The following is a 14,400-nucleotide window of genomic DNA, read 5'->3' as shown; positions in this document are numbered from 1 at the left end:
CTACGTCGATGCCTCGCGGTCGCAGGTGCACCACTGCGCGTCCGGGACCTGCGCGCGGACCGCGTCGACGTGCTCGCCGCAGCCGGCCCAGGTGGTCAGGCCGCAGGTCGGGCAGGCGGTGGGGTAGCACATGGGGTCCTCCGGGGTCACGATCACTGTAGCCGCGCGGCGCCCGCCCACCGGTGAGCCGACGCGGGGGCGCGACGTCGACGGTCGGGACGTCCTGTCGGCCCGCCGCCACCTGGAGGAACGCATGACCACGCTGACGCCCTACCTGACCGTCCACGACGCCCGTGCCGCGATCGAGTTCTACGGTGCGGCGTTCGGCGCGGTCGAGACCGGGGAGCGCTACGAGGAGGGCGGGCGCATCGGGTTCGCCGCGCTGACCGTCGACGGCGCGCCGCTGTTCCTCTCCGACGAGGCGCACGAGTACGGCGCGTGGGCGCCGACCAGCGCGGGGCACGCGACGGCGGCGGTCGCGCTCGCGGTCGCGGACGTGGACGCGACCTACGCCCGGGCCGTCGCCGCCGGCGCTGCGGTCGACCGCGAGCCGAGCGACCAGGGTGACGAGCGGCGCGGGTGGCTCGTCGACCCGTTCGGGCACCGGTGGGTGATCAGCTCACCCCTCCCCTGACGGACACCGGCACCGCAAGCAGTAGCGAAGGTGCGATGAAATGTAGTACACCTACTACATGGACAGCATCGAGCACGCCCCCGTGCACGTCGCGGGTCTCCGGATGTCGTACGGCGGTCGCACGGTCCTCGACGGCATCGACCTCGACGTCGCCGCCGGCGAGGTCGTCGCGCTGCTGGGGCCCAACGGCGCCGGCAAGACCACCACCGTGGAGATCGTCGAGGGCTTCCGTCACCGCGACGCCGGCGACGTCGCCGTGCTCGGCGTCGACCCCGAGCACGGCGACGACGCGTGGCGCGCCCGCATCGGCGTCGTCCTGCAGTCGTGGCGCGACCACCGCCGGTGGCGGGTCCGCGAGCTCCTCGGCCAGCTCGCCGACACCTACCGCCCGTACGCGTCGCCTGGCCGGCCCCGCCCCCGCGACGTCGACGACCTGCTCGCCCGCGTCGGCCTGAGCGGCGCCGCCGACCAGCGGATGGCGACGCTCTCCGGCGGTCAGCGTCGACGCCTCGACGTCGCCGTCGGGCTGGTCGGCCGGCCCGACCTGCTGATCCTCGACGAGCCCACCGCCGGTCTGGACCCGGTGGCCCGCCGCGAGTTCCACGAGCTGGTGCACGAGGTCGTGGACCGCGACGGCACCACCGTCCTGCTCACCACGCACGACCTCGCGGAGGCCGAGACCGTCGCGGACCGCATCCTGCTCCTGGCCGGCGGCCGCATCGTGGCCGCCGGCAGCCCCGCGGCTGTCGCCCGCGAGGTCGCCGGGCCCTCCGAGGTGCGGTGGAGCGCCGGGGGCGCCCGCCACGTCCACAGCACCCACGACCCCGTCGCCTTCACGCGCGAGCTGCTCGCGGGCGGCGCCGTCGAGGACCTCGAGGTCGTCCGGGCGACCCTGGAGGACGCCTACCTCGAGATCGTCCGCCGCCACGAGTCCGACGCCCACCGGGACCTGGAGGTCACGCGATGAGCACCCACCTGCCCCGCTCCGCACCGACGCCGCGCACGTGGGCCCTGCGCACCGGGTTGCGCCGCGGGCTCACCGAGTTCCGCCACATGCTGCGCAGTCCCGAGGACCTGACGTGGAACGTCGTCATCGGGATCGGGATCCTCGTGTACCTCGTCACGCAGCGCGACACGATCGTCCCCGGCACCGGCGGCCTGACGCTGCCCAACCTGGCGCTGCCCGGCATCCTCGCCGCCACCATCCTGTTCGGCATGGTCATGGGCCCGGCGTTCGCGCTGTCCGCGGAGGCGGAGGACGGCACGGTCCTGCGCCTGCGCACGATGCCGCGCGGCACCACGACCTACACGGTCGGGATCGTCGTCGGGCAGGTGCTCGGGGCCCTGCCCATGCTCGCGATCCTGCTGGTGCCGTGGCCGTTCCTGCTGGGCGACCCCATGCACCAGGGACCGGGCGGCTGGGTAGCGGTCGTGGGGTGGCTGCTGCTCGGGACCCTGGCCATGCTGCCCGTCGGCATCATCGGCGGCGCGCTCGCGGGGCGCCCGACGCGCGTCATGCTGTTCGTCCTCGCACCCGTGGTCGCCCTCGCGTTCGTGTCCGGGGTGTTCGGGCCGCAGACGGTGCCGGCGTGGGCCGCGGGAGTCGTCCAGGTGTTCCCGCTGTACTGGCTGGCCCACGGGCTGCGCGCCACGTCGTTGCCGGCGGGCGCGGAGGGCCTGGAGCTCGGCGGGGCGTGGCACCCCGAGGTTGCGGCCCTGGTGCTGGTCGCGTGGGCCGTCGTCGGGCTCGTCGTCGCCCCCCTGGTGCTGCGTCGCTCGACGGCCCGGCAGACCGCCAGCGCGCTCGCACGGCGCGTCGACGCCCTGCTGGGGCGCTGACGTGGCGACGGAGGACGAGCGACGACGGCCGACGGGCGGCGAGACCGTCCACAACCGCATCGCGGTGCTGCGGGCCGAGCGCGGCGTCAGCCGGCGCGAGCTCGCCGAGGCGCTCGGGGTGCACTACCAGACGGTCGGGTACCTCGAGCGCGGGGAGTACAGCCCGTCGCTGCACCTCGCGCTGCGCATCGCGGCGTTCTTCGACGTGCCGGTCGAGGTCGCGTTCTCCCTCGAGCCGTTCCCCCGCATCGGCGCGTGACGCACGTCGGGGTCGCACCGGTGGGCGCGAGGCTGGGCGGCCACCTCGGATCCTGCTCCTCGACCATCCTGTGTGTCACGCGCGGGTGAGAATCTTCACATCTTTGTCACAATCGGACATCTCGACGCCGTGCCGTGGACACGTTCTTGGCACGAGCCGCCATCCAGGTCAAGAAAAGGTCACAGAAGGGCTTGGCAAGGACCGCCCGGAGGAGCAGGATGTCGCCCGTCTCCTGCGGGGCTGGGCGGCCACGCCAAGGACGACGACGCACCACCGCACGACGCCCTGCCGCCGCACCGCACGACGACGTCCGGACGGACGGCGGCCCGAGGCCCCGCAGGGCACCCGGGCCACCTGGGCGGCGCGGCGCTCAGACCAGCAGCGCGCTCGGCACCGGACGCGTCACGACGCCTCCTGCAGCGTGGCGTGCGGCGCGCCGTGACCCTTGCCCTTGCCCTTGCCCGGCTTCCACGGACCGTGGTGGTGGCCCTGGTCGCCGGGACCGGACACCCCGTTGATCGCCGAGGTGTCGGTCGCCAGGCGCGCGGTCGCGTACGCCACGGCGGGCGCCATGATCCCGATCGCCTCGCGGCTCACGTTCGACAGGTCGTCGGCGGGCGTGTGGTAGTTCGGGTCGTACCGGATGCCCGGCGTGCCGCCGAACAGCGCGACCTCCGCCTCCGTCTTGCTGCCGTCGGCCCCGGTGAACAGGCCCGAGGCGGGGACGCCGTTGAGGATGAACGCCTGGTAGTCCGACCGCCCCGAGAACTGGGTGTCGACCCACGGCTGGCCCGTCGCGTCGAACCAGTCGGTGAAGACCGCCTCGGTCTCGGCCGAGCCCGGCGGCACCGCGACCGGCGCCGGGTACGTCGACTCGTCCGCGTCGTAGACGCCGATCACGTAGTTGGGCGAGCCGACCATGTCGAAGTTGAGGTAGGTCGCGATCCGGTCGAGCTCGCCCTCCTGGGCCGCGAGCTCCTCGACGTACGCCGTCGAGCCGATGAGCCCGAGCTCCTCGGCCCCCCACCAGGCGAACCGCACGGTGTTGTTGAGCTTCTTCTGCTGGGCGAGCTTGACGGCCACCTCGAGCAGGACGGCGGACCCGCTGCCGTTGTCGTTGATGCCCGCGCCGTCCTCGACGCTGTCGAGGTGCGCTCCGAGCATGACGACGTTGTCGTCGCGGCCCGCGCGCGTCTCGGCGATCACGTTGAAGCTCTCGGCCTCCTCGGTGTGGATCCGGACGTCCAGGGTGAGGACCGCACCGGCCGCGACGGCCTCGACGAGCGCCAGCCCGTCGGCCAGCCCCGCACCGGCGACCGGCACCTGCACGACGCCCTCGGCACCGAGCGTGCCGTTCAGCAGCTCCTCGACGTTGTTGTAGACGACGACTCCCACGGCGCCGGCCGCCTCGGCGGCGACCGCCTTGTCCGCGAACGGGCACACGCCACGGCTGACCACCGCGATGGTGCCCGCGGCCTCGACGCCGGCCCACGCCTCGGCCGTGCAGCCGAGCGGGTCGGCGGGCACCGAGCCGGGAGCGGTGACGCCGCCCTCCGGCGAGCTCGGGGAGAACCGCATCTGGTCGACCTCGTACGACTCCCCCGTGTCGAGGGTGAGGCTCGCGGCGTCGACCACCTCGAACCCGAACGTGAACGGGTCCCGCGTCGTGGTGTAGCCCGCGCGCCGGAGCGTGCGCTCGACGTACTGCGCGCTCGCCTCGTACCCCTCGGTGAGTGCGGCGCGGTTGCCGCCGTTGCGGTCGGCGACGCGCTGCAGCTCCTCGAGGTGCCGCCAGACGCCGCGCGTCGTGACCTGCCGGGCGAACCGCTCGGCGTCGAGGGTGTGGCCCGGCGCGCCCGGGCCGCCGCGGCCGTGCGCGGCCGCGGGCGGGACGAGCAGCGCGCTCGTCCCGAGCAGGAGCGCGGCCAGGGTGCCCGCGAGGGTGGTGGTGCGTCGAGATGCCACGGTGGTGCCCCTTCTCCACGTGGGCCGTCGGCCGGTCGGCCGCGGCGCGGACGTCGCCCGGGCGGGTGGCCCGGGAGTGACGTCCCCCGCCAAAGTAGGGCGAGGCGACGGGAAAGTCACGACTTGCGGTGACATCCCGGACCGACGTCCTGACCGGTGCGGGGACGGGACGGGCGGCCGTCCGGCGTGCGCCGGCGGCGGCCGCGCGGGACAGTGGAGCCCGACGTCGGACGGCCGGGAGGCGACATGAGGGGCCGCGGTCACCACGAGCCGTGGGGCGAGGAGCCCCGGCACCTGCAGCTGCGTCGCGTCCTGCTGGGACTCGGCGGCGTCGTCGCGGTCGCCGCCCTCGTCGCCGGCCTCGTGCTGCTGCTCGGCTGAGCCGTGGACGACGAGCGGCGCACGCGACGCATCGCCCGGCTGCTGGTGTGGACGGGCGCCGCCGTCGTCCTGGGGGTCGTCGTGGGGCTCGTCCACGCGATCCACCCCCTGGTGACCTGACCGCGGTCAGCCCGCGGCGACCTCGGGGGCGACCGGGACGTCGAGCAGGCGGAAGTCGTCGTCGAAGACGACCCCCGTCCCGGCCTGGAACACCACCGTGTCGACGTCCAGGCGCGGGTACACGAACGAGTACGTGCGGGTCTGCCCGCCGTCGATCCACGCGCCGGCGTCCAGGTCGGAGGCCGTGAACCACTCGCCGTCGGTCCAGGTCTCGTTCACCCCCACGCGGTAGTCCAGCGGGAACAGGCGCGAGGCCCCCTGCAGCACGGTGCCGCGGGCCGTGATGTCGTGCGGCGTGACCGTGTCGCCCGGCCGGTGGCTGGAGAACCCGCGCAGGAAGCTCACGGCCCACCCCAGGCCGCGCTCGTCGTCCGCGCCGTGCACGGTCAGGTCGACGACCACGTGACCGTGCACCCGGCGGGCCGTCGCGTCGACCTCCCACGTGCGGGCGACGTTCTCGATCCGCAGCGGCGTGCCCGCCGGGCCCACGAGGGAGCCGAACGGCGGCAGCTCACCGGTCGTCGTGACGTCGGTGCGCGTGACGACCGTCGAGGTCAGCGACACCGTCACGCGGCGGTTGAGCGCCCGCCCCTCCTCGGTCGCGTTGTCGGCGACCGGCTCGGCCTCACCCCGCCCGTCGACCGCCAGGCGGTGCCCGGACCCGCCGACCTGCGCCGCGAGCGCGTCCGCGACCGCCTGCGCGCGCCGCCGCGACAGGTCCCGGTTGTACGCGTCGTCGGCCTGGTCGTCGGTGTGACCCACGACCTCGACCCGGCCCGCCTCCCGCTCCAGGAGCCGCTGCGCGACCAGCACCACCGCCGGCGCGGCCTCCGGGGCGATGTCCGCCGAGTCGAAGGCGAACAGCACGTCCGACCCGAGGGTGACCTCGACCCGCTCGGTCGACTCGACGGTCCGCACGGCACCCGCGAGCTCGGCGCTCGTCGACTCCAGCGGGAACGTCGGCGCGCTGACGACCGCGTCGAGGTCGAGCTCCTCGGGCGCCTCGACCTCCTCGGCACGAGGCGTGGCCGACGGGCTCGCGGACGCGGCCGCCGCCGCGGCCACGTCGTCCGGGTGCGCGGCCGACGGCAGCTCACCCTCGACGATCGGCACCTGCGCGAACAGCGGCGCGCCCGGCACCAGCAGCGACAGCGCCGCCACGTCCGCGGCGGGCGCCGCGAACGGCATCTGCAGGCGCGTGCCGCGCTCGGTCGCGATGCGGTTCCACGTGCGCGGGGCGACGACCGGGTCGCCCGCGGCGTCGGCGCCGACATGGTGGACGACGTCGGCGGCGAGGTCGAACAGCCGCACGTTGACCGGCGCCCTGCCGACGGCCACGAAGGAGCTCACGCCGAAGCCGAGGACGTGGACCGTCTCCTCGAGGTCCTCCAGCGGCACGAGGTCGAGCGTGAGGACCACGTGGTCACCCGTGCGCACCAGCGGGTGCACGCGGAGCTCGTGGTCCACACCCCCCTCGGGGATCACGGCCGTCGCGACGACGTCCTCGGGCCCCGGGCCGGGGTCGACAGCGGGCGTCGTCCCGGCGACGGGCGACGGGTCACCGGTGCACGCCGCGAGCAGCGCGAGGACGGCGACGAGGGCCGCGACGGGCGCGGAGCGGGACGTGCGGGGACGGCGGGCAGACGGCACGACGAGGTCCTCCGGGGGTGGGCGTGCCGCCATGATGCCCGACTTGCCGGGATCGACCGGTGCCCCGACCCGGACCTCACCCGTTCGCCCGCGCCGATCCAGGGGCCTGCCTCAGCCGCGGCACAGCGGCCGCACAGACCGCTGCGGCTGGATGGGGACGTCCACCTGAACGACGGGTGCCCACCCGACGACCACCGGAGAACCCTGTGCCCGACCTCACGCTGCTCGCCGCCGACCTCGTCGCGGTCACGATCCTCACGTTCGCGCTCTACCTCCCCCGGCACCGGCGCCGCGACCTCGTCGTCGCCTACCTCGGCGTCAACGTCGGCGTCCTGGCCGTGTCCGCCGCGCTGGGCTCGGTGACGGTCGGCGCGGGCCTCGGGCTGGGCCTGTTCGGGGTCCTGTCGATCATCCGGCTGCGGTCCACCGAGCTCGCGCAGGGGGAGGTCGCCTACTACTTCTCGGCGCTCGCGCTCGGCCTCATCGGCGGGCTCGGCATCACGTCCGTCCCGCTGGGCGTGGCGCTCATGGCGCTGGTCGTCGGCGTCATGGCGGTCGGGGACTCGCCGCGCCTGCTGCGGCGGTACCGGTCGCAGACCGTCGTCCTGGACCAGGCGTTCACCTCGGAGCCCGCGCTCGTCGCGCACCTCGAGCACCTGCTCGACGCCCACGTGCACGCCGTGGACGTGCAGCGCCTCGACCTCGTCAACGACACCACGTGCGTCGAGGTGCGGTACGCCCTGCACCACGACGACCCTCGCACCGCCGAACCGGTCCGGGAGCGCCCGGTCGTCGCGACGGCCGTCCCGGCGGGGGTCGCCCGGTGAGCGCCGCGACCTCCGGGCACGCGGCGCTGGCGGGCGTCGGCCTCGACGAGCTCACCGCGCGCGCGTCCCTGCAGACGCGGGTCGACCGCAAGTACGTCGTCCCCGCTGCCGCCGTCGACGACCTGCTGCTCGACCTGCAGGACCACCTGGAGGACGTGCGCGTGCTGCGCATCGACGGACGCGACGACTTCGCGTACGAGTCCGTGTACTTCGACACCCCGGACCTCACGAGCTACCTCGGTGCCGCGCACCGCCGTCGCCGCCGCTTCAAGGTGCGCACCCGCAGCTACCTGGACTCCGGGGCGTGCTTCGTCGAGGTCAAGACCCGCGGACCGCGCGGCACCACCGTCAAGACGCGGACCTGGCACGACCCGGCCCTGCGGGACCGCCTCCCGCCCGACGCGGTCGCGTTCGTCGTCGCCACCCTGCGCGCCGCGGGCGTCCCCGTCGCCGACGACCCGCGGTTCGCCCCGACCCTCGTCAGCCGCTACCACCGCCGCACGTACCTGCTGGCCGGCGACCTGCCGGGCCACGACGCGCGGATGACGGTCGACGCCGGCCTGACCTGGAGCGGCGCCGGCGCGGCGGAGCTGCGGCTCGCCGGCCCCGTCGTCGTGGAGACCAAGACCGGCTCGACGCCGTCCGCGGCCGACCGCCTGCTGTGGCGGCGCGGGCACCGGCCCGTGCGCGTCTCGAAGTACGGCACGGGCCTGGCCGCGCTGGCGCCGCGGCTCCCCTCGACCCCGTGGCGCCGTGTGCTCGACCGGCACGTCACGCCCGCCCTCGTCCCCACCCCCTGACCCGCACGGGTCACCCCCACGGAACGGATCCCCTCATGCGACGCACCCTCACCCGACTCGCCCTGCCGGCCGCCCTGGCCGCGCTCCTCACCGGCTGCTCCGTCGCCGCCACCGGTACGTCGACCACGTCGTCCGGCACGACCACGACCACGACCACGACCGCGGACCCCGCCGCCGCGGGCACCACCCTGCAGACCGAGCTCGACGCCGACCACGCCTGGGTGACGTCGAGCACCACGTGGGACGCGTCGTCCGCGGTGACGGTCACGCTCGACGGGACCACGGCCGCGGCCGACGGCGACGGGGTCGACGTCGACGGCGGCACCGTGACCCTCACGTCGGCCGGGACGTACGTGCTCACCGGCACGCTCGACGGGCAGGTCGTCGTGGACACCACCGACACCGACCAGGTGACCGTGGTGCTCGACGACGCGTCCATCACGTCGTCCACGACGTCGCCGCTGCAGGTCACCGCCGCCGAGGAGGTCGTCGTGGTCCTCGCCGACGGGTCCGCGAACACCCTGGTCGACGCCGTGCAGTACGTCGACGCCGACGCGGAGGACGCGCCGAGCGCCGCCCTGTTCTCCGCCGCCGACCTCACCATCGCGGGCACGGGGGAGCTGACCGTCACGGGCCGCGCGAACGACGGCATCGCGTCGAAGGACGACCTGGTCATCGCCTCGGGCACGCTCACGGTCACCGCCGTCGACGACGGGCTGCGCGGCAAGGACACGCTCGTCGTCCTCGACGGGGACGTGACCGTCGAGGCCGGCGGCGACGGCCTGAAGTCCGACGCGGACGACGACGCGACCCGCGGCTACGTGTACGTCGCCGACGGCGCCCTCGACGTGACGGCCGGGGACGACGGGATCACCGCGACGACGGACGTGCTGATCGGCGGCGGTGCCGTGAGCGTCGTCGCCGGCGGCGGGGCCGGTGCAGCGGCGTCCGTCACCGAGGCGGTCAGCCCCCGGGGCGTGTCCGCCGGCGTCGTGCTCGTCGTGGGCGGCGGGCAGCTGCTGGTCGACGCCGCCGACGACGCGCTGCACTCCGACGGCAACCTCACGGTCACCGACGGCGACGTGCAGGTGGCCGCCGGCGACGACGCCCTGCACGCCGACGGCGGGCTGACGATCAGCGGCGGGACGGTCGACGTCACCGCGTCGGTCGAGGGGCTGGAGGCGCAGGCCGTCACCGTCAGCGGCGGCGACGTCACCGTCGTGGCCTCCGACGACGCCGTCAACGGGTCCTCCCCCACGGCGACCGAGTCGATGCAGGCCGTCGAGGGCGTCGAGGTGGTCGTCAGCGGCGGCACCCTCGTCCTGCACGCCGAGGGTGACGGGCTGGACTCCAACGGGTCCGCGACGATCTCCGGCGGGACGGTCGTCGTGCACGGCCCCACCAGCTCCGGGAACGGCGCGCTCGACGTCAACGGCACGTTCACGGTCAGTGGCGGCGTGCTGCTCGCCGCCGGGTCGTCCGGCATGGCGCAGACACCGGACGCGGGCGGCGCGCAGTCGTTCGTGTCGCTGACGTCGGCCCAGGTCGTGCCCGCCGGGTCGGTGGTGCACGTCCTCGACGAGGACGGCACGGTCCTGGCCACGTTCGAGACCAGCACGGACGTCGGCAACGTCGTCTTCTCCTCCGCCGACGTCGTCGCCGGGGCGACCTACCGCCTCGCCGTGGGCGGCACGGCCTCGGGCGAGGCGACGGGCGGGCTGTTCACCTCGGGCGACGCCACGGGCGCGACGGTCCAGGTGACCGGGACCGCGGGGACCGCGTCCGCCGGCACGGGTAGTGGGCCCGGCGGCGCGGGCGGCGGGCCCGCAGGCGGTGGGCCGGCCGGCGGTGGGCCCGCGGGCGGTGGGGCGCGCCGGCCCTGAGCGGCGCGGTCCGCCGGGCCGAGGCGCAGGCTGCGCCGTCGGCGCGGGCGGCGGGTCAGCGGGACGTGACCGTCCGGCGACCCGCCGTCAGGTCCTGCAGGTGCGGGAGGATCGTGTCCCCGGCGGCGCGCAGGCCGTCGTGCAGGTACTCGTTGGTGATCCACACCTGGGCGTTGCCGAGGCCCGAGGCCGTCGTCAGCGCCAGGTCGAGGTCCACGTACGGGTCGTCGTAGTACTGGACGGCGGCGACCGGGACGTCGTTGGCGGCGAGGCGGTCGACGTCGTAGAGCGCGGGCCACGCGGTGCGCGACGCGAGGTCCTCGGCAGCCGCCGCGAACGGCCGCAGGGCCGCGACCTGCTCGTACACCCACGGGAACACGGCCTCGCCGGTCAGCGCCAGGGGCCGCGCGCCGGTCGCGAACGACGCGTGCCGCGCGAGCTCGTCGGCCGCGGCCCACCCCGGCTCGCGGGGCCCCGAGTGGTAGATGACCTCCTGCAGGACCAGGTACAGCGGGTTGGCGGCGAAGCCCGTGCGGGACGCGACCTCGGCGAGGAACCCCGGCGCGGGCTCGCCGCGGCGGTCCAGCGCGGTGTCCAGCAGCCAGTGCAGGTCGTCGATCCCGGTGCTCATGCCCAGCGGCATCCCGAGGGTCTGGAGCCGCTCGACGGTCAGCGGCTCACCCGTCGGCAGCGTGACACCGCCCGCGGCGACGCGGTCGGCCAGGTGGCCGAGCAGCTCGACGTCCGCGGGGAACGCGCGGTGCAGCGCCCGGTTGCGCGCGAGCTGACGGGGGAACGTCGCGGCGTACACGTCCCGCGCCGTGGCCCCGACGGGCGGCAGCCCGCCGGTGACCCAGCACGCGTCGAGCGCCTCGGGGTGCCGCGACAGGTACGTCAGCGTGACGAACCCGCCGTACGACTGCCCGAGCGTCGTCCACCGCCGCCCGCCGTACACGGTCCGGCGCAGGTGCTCGGCGTCCTCGACGATCGCGTCGGCACGGAAGCACGCGAGGTAGTCACCGGCCGTGCGGGCGTCGTCGAACGCCGCGACGTCCGCGCCCTCGACGCGCGAGGACCGGCCCGTCCCGCGCTGGTCGAGCAGCACGACGCGGTGCGTGCGCAGCGCCGTCGCCCACCAGCCGCCGCCCGGCACGGGTCGCGGACCCATGCCGCCGGGGCCGCCCTGCAGGAAGAGCAGCAGCGGGAGGTCCTCCCCGGCCCGGTGGGGATCGACGATCTCGCGCGCGAACACCTCGATCGAGCCGAAGCGGTGCGGGTCGGCCCGGTCGACGGGGACCTCGACGCGGTGCTCGCGCACCCGGAACCCGGTCATCGCGTACTCGTCCACGGCGTCACCCTACGAGTGCCGGGGGACGGGTGCTTTCCGGATCACTGCGCCTTGCGAGTTCGGTGACCCGAAACTAGGTTGCGTCCATGGCCGGTCGACGTCCCCGCACCCCGCACCTCCTGCGGGCCGCGGCCGTGCTCGCCGCCCTCGCCCTGGTCGTCGGCTGCACCCCACGGACCGCCGACGACGACCACCGCCCCGTCGTGCTCACCACCTTCACCGTGCTGGCCGACATCGCCCGCAACGTCGCCGGCGAGCACCTGCGGGTCGAGTCGCTCACCCAGGTGGGTGCCGAGGTCCACGGGTACGACCCGACGCCCGGGGACGTCGCCCGCGCGCGCCGCGCGGACCTCGTGCTCGACAACGGCCTGGGCCTGGAGGCGTGGTTCGCGCAGTTCGTCGACGGGATCGACGCGCCGCACGTCGTCGTCTCCGAGGGCGTCGACGTGCTGGACATCACGGGCGACGCGGCCGCCGGCCGCCCCAACCCGCACGCCTGGATGAGCCCGGTGCAGGCGCAGGTCTACGTCGCGAACATCGCCACGGCCCTCGCGGACCTCGACCCCGCGCACGCCGACGACTACCGCGCCAACGCCGAGGCCTACACCGCCGAGCTGCAGCAGGTCCACGACGACCTCGTCGCCGCGCTCGCCGCACTGCCCGCGGCGCAGCGCACCCTGGTGACCTGCGAGGGCGCCTTCTCCTACCTCGCACGCGACGCCGGGCTCACCGAGCGGTACATCTGGCCGGTGAACGCCGAGCAGCAGGCGACGCCGCGGCAGATCACGGCCGTCATCGACCACGTCCGCGAGCACGACGTGCCGGCGGTGTTCTGCGAGTCCACGGTGTCCGACGCCCCCATGCGGCAGGTCGCCGAGGCGACCGGCGCCGTGCTCGGCGGCACCCTGTACGTCGACTCGCTGTCGGCACCCGACGGCCCCGTCCCCACCTACCTCGACCTCCTGCGGCACGACGTCCGGGTCATCGTCGACGGCCTGGCCGGGCGCTCCTCGTGACCGCCGCGCTGGAGGTCCGCGACCTGCACGTCAGCTACGGCGACGTGCCGGCCCTCGACGGTGCCGACCTGACGCTCGACCACGGGCGGGTGTGCGGGCTCGTCGGCGTCAACGGGTCGGGCAAGTCCACGCTCTTCAAGGCGGTCATGGGAGTCGTGCGCCCCGACGCCGGCACCGTGCGCGTCGACGGCGACGACCCCGCCACGGCCCGCCGCCGCGGGGTCGTCGGGTACGTGCCGCAGAGCGAGGACGTCGACTGGACGTTCCCGCTGTCCGTGCGGGACGTCGTCATGACGGGACGGTACGGGCACCTCGGGACCACGCGCCGCCCGCGCCGCGTCGACCACGCGGCCGTCGACGACGCCCTCGCGCGCGTCGAGCTCACCGAGCTCGCCGACCGGCAGGTCGGGCGGCTGTCCGGCGGGCAGCGCAAGCGGGCGTTCGTGGCTCGTGGCCTCGCCCAGGGCGCGACGGTGCTGCTGCTCGACGAGCCGTTCGCCGGCGTCGACAAGCGCTCCGAGGCCACGATCACGCGCCTGCTGCGCGAGCTCGCCGCGGCGGGCGCCGCCGTGCTCGTCTCGACGCACGACCTGCACGCGCTGCCCGCCCTGGCCGACGAGGCCGCGCTGCTGCACCGGCACGTCCTGGTGCACGGCCCGCCGCAGGAGGTGCTGCGCCCGGAGAACCTCGCGCTCGCGTTCGGCCCCGACGTGCGGGAGGCCGGGCGGTGAGCGGGCTCGACCTGCTCCTGGAGCCGTTGACCTACGACTTCATGGTGCGCGCGCTGGTGACGATCGTCGTCGCGTCGGTGGTGTGCGCGGTGCTCTCGTGCTGGCTCGTGCTCATCGGGTGGTCGCTCATGGGCGACGCCGTCTCGCACGCCGTGCTGCCCGGGGTCGTGCTCGCGTACGTCCTCGGGGCGCCGTTCGCGCTGGGGGCCGTCGTGTTCGGGCTGCTCGCGGTCGTGCTCATCGGGTTCGTGCGGGACACCAGCCGCGTCAAGGAGGACGCGGCCATCGGCATCGTCTTCACGTCGCTGTTCGCCCTGGGCCTGGTGCTGGTGTCGGTGACGCCCAGCCAGACCGACCTCAGCCACATCGTGTTCGGCAACCTGCTCGGCGTCTCCGGCGGGGACCTCGTGCAGGTCGGTGTGCTGGGGGCCGTGGTCCTCGCCGTACTGCTCGTCAAGCGCCGCGACCTGACGCTGTACGCGTTCGACCCCCTGCACGCGCACGCGATCGGCATCGACCCGCGGCGGCTGGGGGCCCTGCTGCTGGGGCTGCTCGCGCTGACCGCGGTCGTCGCGCTGCAGGCCGTGGGCGTCGTGCTCGTCGTCGCCCTGCTCATCATCCCGGGCGCGACCGCGTACCTGCTGACCGACCGGTTCTCGCGCATGCTGATCATCGCCCCGTCGCTGGCCGCGGCGTGCGGCGTCGTCGGGCTCTACGCGAGCTACTACGCGGACACCGCCTCCGGCGCGACGATCGTGCTCACCCAGGGCGTCGTGTTCGCGCTCGTCCACCTGCTCGCACCACGCCGCGGCGTCCTCACGGCGCACCTCGCCCGCCGACGCGCCCGCTCCCGCGCGTGACGGGCAGTGCCGGGGGCGAGCGGGCTGGATTGCACTCTCACCGGGGGGTGAGAGGACTGGATTGCACTCTCACCGGGGCCCAGGCGG

The 14,400-nt window shown here is 75.0% G+C and carries 15 protein-coding genes; 11 read left to right on the top strand and 4 right to left on the bottom strand.

The features are described from left to right. Positions 1–132 (bottom strand): DUF8730 family Cys-rich protein, encoded by a 132-nt coding sequence (locus Cph01nite_RS19415; protein WP_505661175.1) that lies wholly within the window; start codon positions 130–132, stop codon positions 1–3. 121 nt (positions 133–253) lie between these two features. On the opposite strand from Cph01nite_RS19415, the gene Cph01nite_RS15655 reads away from it, so the two are divergent. From Cph01nite_RS15655 to Cph01nite_RS15640, 4 genes are read left to right on the top strand one after another with little or no spacing between them, the layout of a single operon-like run. Beyond that, positions 254–634 (top strand): VOC family protein, encoded by a 381-nt coding sequence (locus tag Cph01nite_RS15655; protein WP_203675624.1) that lies wholly within the window; start codon positions 254–256, stop codon positions 632–634. A 58-nt stretch (positions 635–692) separates the two neighbouring features. Further along, positions 693–1,601 (top strand): ABC transporter ATP-binding protein, encoded by a 909-nt coding sequence (locus Cph01nite_RS15650; protein WP_203675623.1) that lies wholly within the window; start codon positions 693–695, stop codon positions 1,599–1,601. Further along, complete coding sequence (locus Cph01nite_RS15645) at positions 1,598–2,473, top strand: ABC transporter permease (protein ID WP_203675622.1); 876 nt, start codon at positions 1,598–1,600, stop codon at positions 2,471–2,473. Before Cph01nite_RS15650 ends, Cph01nite_RS15645 begins: the two co-directional genes overlap by 4 nt. A gap of 1 nt (position 2,474) precedes the next feature. Beyond that, on the top strand, positions 2,475–2,732 hold the full coding sequence (locus Cph01nite_RS15640; protein WP_239069305.1) for a helix-turn-helix transcriptional regulator: 258 nt from the start codon (positions 2,475–2,477) through the stop codon (positions 2,730–2,732). 402 nt (positions 2,733–3,134) lie between these two features. Here the strand turns inward: Cph01nite_RS15640 and Cph01nite_RS15635 are convergent, their stop codons facing one another. Beyond that, positions 3,135–4,697 carry a M20/M25/M40 family metallo-hydrolase gene (locus Cph01nite_RS15635; RefSeq protein ID WP_203675621.1) on the bottom strand — a complete coding sequence of 521 codons (1,563 nt, stop codon included), beginning with the start codon at positions 4,695–4,697 and terminating at the stop codon, positions 3,135–3,137. 246 nt (positions 4,698–4,943) lie between these two features. On the opposite strand from Cph01nite_RS15635, the gene Cph01nite_RS19265 reads away from it, so the two are divergent. Continuing rightward, positions 4,944–5,078, top strand: coding sequence for a hypothetical protein (locus tag Cph01nite_RS19265; protein ID WP_275407410.1), 135 nt, complete (start codon positions 4,944–4,946; stop codon positions 5,076–5,078). A 126-nt stretch (positions 5,079–5,204) separates the two neighbouring features. On the opposite strand, the gene Cph01nite_RS15630 is transcribed toward Cph01nite_RS19265, so the two are convergent. Beyond that, positions 5,205–6,848 carry an OmpA family protein gene (locus Cph01nite_RS15630; RefSeq protein ID WP_239069304.1) on the bottom strand — a complete coding sequence of 548 codons (1,644 nt, stop codon included), beginning with the start codon at positions 6,846–6,848 and terminating at the stop codon, positions 5,205–5,207. A 206-nt stretch (positions 6,849–7,054) separates the two neighbouring features. On the opposite strand from Cph01nite_RS15630, the gene Cph01nite_RS15625 reads away from it, so the two are divergent. The 3 genes from Cph01nite_RS15625 to Cph01nite_RS15615 are packed head-to-tail and all read left to right on the top strand — an operon-like array spanning position 7,055 to position 10,358. Then, positions 7,055–7,675 carry a DUF4956 domain-containing protein gene (locus Cph01nite_RS15625; protein ID WP_203675620.1) on the top strand — a complete coding sequence of 207 codons (621 nt, stop codon included), beginning with the start codon at positions 7,055–7,057 and terminating at the stop codon, positions 7,673–7,675. Beyond that, positions 7,672–8,475, top strand: a complete 804-nt coding sequence (locus tag Cph01nite_RS15620) for a polyphosphate polymerase domain-containing protein (RefSeq protein ID WP_203675619.1) — start codon at positions 7,672–7,674, stop codon at positions 8,473–8,475. The genes Cph01nite_RS15625 and Cph01nite_RS15620 overlap by 4 nt, the downstream gene beginning before the upstream one ends. 35 nt (positions 8,476–8,510) lie before the next feature. Then, on the top strand, positions 8,511–10,358 hold the full coding sequence (locus Cph01nite_RS15615; RefSeq protein ID WP_203675618.1) for a carbohydrate-binding domain-containing protein: 1,848 nt from the start codon (positions 8,511–8,513) through the stop codon (positions 10,356–10,358). A gap of 55 nt (positions 10,359–10,413) precedes the next feature. Here the strand turns inward: Cph01nite_RS15615 and Cph01nite_RS15610 are convergent, their stop codons facing one another. Beyond that, positions 10,414–11,691 carry an alpha/beta fold hydrolase gene (locus tag Cph01nite_RS15610; protein WP_203675663.1) on the bottom strand — a complete coding sequence of 426 codons (1,278 nt, stop codon included), beginning with the start codon at positions 11,689–11,691 and terminating at the stop codon, positions 10,414–10,416. 101 nt (positions 11,692–11,792) lie between these two features. Here Cph01nite_RS15610 and Cph01nite_RS15605 point away from each other — a divergent pair, with 101 nt between their 5' ends. The 3 genes from Cph01nite_RS15605 to Cph01nite_RS15595 are packed head-to-tail and all read left to right on the top strand — an operon-like array spanning position 11,793 to position 14,313. Continuing rightward, positions 11,793–12,722, top strand: a complete 930-nt coding sequence (locus Cph01nite_RS15605; protein WP_203675617.1) for a metal ABC transporter substrate-binding protein — start codon at positions 11,793–11,795, stop codon at positions 12,720–12,722. Continuing rightward, positions 12,719–13,453, top strand: coding sequence for a metal ABC transporter ATP-binding protein (locus Cph01nite_RS15600; protein ID WP_203675616.1), 735 nt, complete (start codon positions 12,719–12,721; stop codon positions 13,451–13,453). Before Cph01nite_RS15605 ends, Cph01nite_RS15600 begins: the two co-directional genes overlap by 4 nt. Further along, complete coding sequence (locus tag Cph01nite_RS15595; protein WP_203675615.1) at positions 13,450–14,313, top strand: metal ABC transporter permease; 864 nt, start codon at positions 13,450–13,452, stop codon at positions 14,311–14,313. Before Cph01nite_RS15600 ends, Cph01nite_RS15595 begins: the two co-directional genes overlap by 4 nt. The last annotated feature ends 87 nt before the right edge of the window (positions 14,314–14,400 follow it).

The sequence above is a fragment of the Cellulomonas phragmiteti genome, from assembly GCF_016862775.1.
Lineage (GTDB): Bacteria > Actinomycetota > Actinomycetes > Actinomycetales > Cellulomonadaceae > Cellulomonas > Cellulomonas phragmiteti.
The sequence above is the reverse complement of the archived record's forward strand: the minus strand, read 5'-3'. Positions and strand labels throughout refer to the sequence as shown.

Coding starts and splice junctions, on each gene's coding strand:
- Cph01nite_RS19415 (WP_505661175.1), bottom strand. CDS start 132: ATGTGCTACCCCACCGCCTGCCCGACCTGCGGCCTGACCACCTGGGCC.
- Cph01nite_RS15655 (WP_203675624.1), top strand. CDS start 254: ATGACCACGCTGACGCCCTACCTGACCGTCCACGACGCCCGTGCCGCG.
- Cph01nite_RS15650 (WP_203675623.1), top strand. CDS start 693: ATGGACAGCATCGAGCACGCCCCCGTGCACGTCGCGGGTCTCCGGATG.
- Cph01nite_RS15645 (WP_203675622.1), top strand. CDS start 1,598: ATGAGCACCCACCTGCCCCGCTCCGCACCGACGCCGCGCACGTGGGCC.
- Cph01nite_RS19265 (WP_275407410.1), top strand. CDS start 4,944: ATGAGGGGCCGCGGTCACCACGAGCCGTGGGGCGAGGAGCCCCGGCAC.
- Cph01nite_RS15615 (WP_203675618.1), top strand. CDS start 8,511: ATGCGACGCACCCTCACCCGACTCGCCCTGCCGGCCGCCCTGGCCGCG.
- Cph01nite_RS15610 (WP_203675663.1), bottom strand. CDS start 11,691: ATGACCGGGTTCCGGGTGCGCGAGCACCGCGTCGAGGTCCCCGTCGAC.
- Cph01nite_RS15605 (WP_203675617.1), top strand. CDS start 11,793: ATGGCCGGTCGACGTCCCCGCACCCCGCACCTCCTGCGGGCCGCGGCC.